The 1879-nt window shown below is 68.8% G+C and carries 2 protein-coding genes; one reads left to right on the top strand and one right to left on the bottom strand.

The features are described 5' to 3' along the window. On the top strand, nucleotides 1-918 hold a 918-nt coding region (locus tag ACEN88_RS30520; protein ID WP_413345753.1), incomplete at its 5' end, for a cryptochrome/photolyase family protein. Between the two features lie 88 nt (nucleotides 919-1006). Here ACEN88_RS30520 and ACEN88_RS30515 read toward each other — a convergent pair. Further along, nucleotides 1007-1879, bottom strand: an 873-nt coding sequence (locus ACEN88_RS30515) for a response regulator (RefSeq protein WP_413345751.1), incomplete at its 5' end; no start/stop codon positions are given.

The following is a 1879-nucleotide window of genomic DNA, read 5'->3' as shown; positions in this document are numbered from 1 at the left end:
GGCGCGCTCGCGCCCCCGCCCGCGGACCACGCCCTGCCCGCGCTCGCGGATCTCGGTTTCGTCCCGAACGCGGCACCCATCGCGCATCCCGGCATGACGGGCGCGGGGGCGCTGCTGGAGCGATTCGGGCAGCGCCTCGCGCGCTACGACCACGACCGGGACTACCCGGCGCTGGACGCCACGTCGCGCCTGTCGATCCACCTGCGCTTCGGCACGCTGTCCGTGCGCCGCCTCGTCGCGATGCTGCAGGCACGCATCGTGGACGGCACGGGCGGTCCGGGGGCGCCCGTGTGGCTGTCGGAACTGATCTGGCGCGAGTTCTACATGATGATCCTGGCACGCCATCCGCGCGTCGTCACGCAATCGTTCAAGGCCGCCTTCGACGCCGTCGCGTGGGACGACGGCTTGGCGGCGGATGCATTGTTCGACGCGTGGTGCGCGGGCCGCACGGGCTATCCGCTCGTCGACGCCGCGATGCTGCAGCTGGAACGCACGGGGTTCATGCACAACCGCCTGCGCATGGTGACGGCCAGCTTTTTGACCAAGGACCTCGGCATCGATTGGCGCCGCGGCGAGCGCTGGTTCGCGCTGAAGTTGAACGATTACGAACTGGCATCGAACAACGGCGGCTGGCAGTGGGCGGCGTCGACGGGGTGCGATGCGCAGCCGTGGTTCCGCATCTTCAATCCCGTCACGCAGTCGAAACGGTTCGATCCGGACGGGGCGTTCATCCGGCAGTACCTGCCGCAGCTGGCCGGCTTGAGCGGGGCGGCCATTCATGCGCCCTGGCTGGCGAAGCCGGAGGTTTTACAGAAGGCCGGCGTCGTGCTCGGGAAGGATTATCCGGTGCCGGTGGTGGACCACGAAGCAGCGAGAGAGAAAACACTCGCGCGCTTCAAGGCGATCCGTGACCTGTAAACGTCATCCCCGCGGAGGCGGGGATCCAAGTTCTGCATGCGCGGCCGAAACGCGTGCAAATTGGGCCCCGCCTCCGCGGGGGCGACGTTCATGTGTTACGAGTTTCGAGCAACCCCGTAATCGCCGCCAGCAACGCATCCTCCTGATACGGCTTGCCGAAATAAGCATCGACACCAAGCCCCAGCGCCACGTTGCGGTGCTTGTCCGCCGTGCGCGACGTGATCATGATGATCGGCAGCGCCGAAGTGGCGGCATCCCCGCGCACGTGGCGCGTGAGGTCGAAGCCGTCCATGCGCGGCATCTCGATATCGACCAGCATCAGGTCCGGACGCGTCTCCTGCATCTGCTCGAGCGCGTCGACGCCGTCCTTGGCCAGCAGCACGCGGTAGCCTTCGCGCTCAAGCAGGCGCTGCGTGACCTTGCGCACGGTGAGCGAATCGTCGACGACCATGATGGTCGCGATGCGCGCGGCCGGCGCCGGTGCCGGCGCGGTTGCCGATGTATTCGCGACATGGCCGGGACGCGCGCCCGAGCCGGCCAGCTGCACCGGATCGAGGATCAGTACGATCTCGCCCGACCCGAGCACGGTGGCGCCGGCGATGCCCGGCATGCGCGCCAGCTGCGGCCCGATGTTCTTGATGACGACCTCGCGGTTGCCCAGCACCTCGTCCACCCGCACGGCGACGCGCGTGTTGCCGCTCCTGAGGACCAGCACCGGCGACGAGCGCTGGCCGCCGCTTTTTTGCCATGCGCCGCCCGGTTCGTGCAGCAGCGTAGGCAGGTAGTGCAGCGGGACGTTCTCGCCGTGGACGTTGATCGCCCCGGCGGCGAAGGCCGCATCGAGGTCGGCCTCGCGCACCTGCAGCACCTGCTCGACCAGCACGGCCGGCAGCGCATGCGTGCGCGGGCCGCTGGCGACGAGCACGACCTGCGTGACGGCCAGCGTGAGCGGCAGGTGGAT

It is taken from the genome of Massilia sp. CT11-108, from assembly GCF_047302915.1.
GTDB classification, from domain to species: Bacteria; Pseudomonadota; Gammaproteobacteria; order Burkholderiales; family Burkholderiaceae_D; genus Telluria; species Telluria orientalis.
This window is presented reverse-complemented; position numbering and strand designations above follow the sequence as displayed.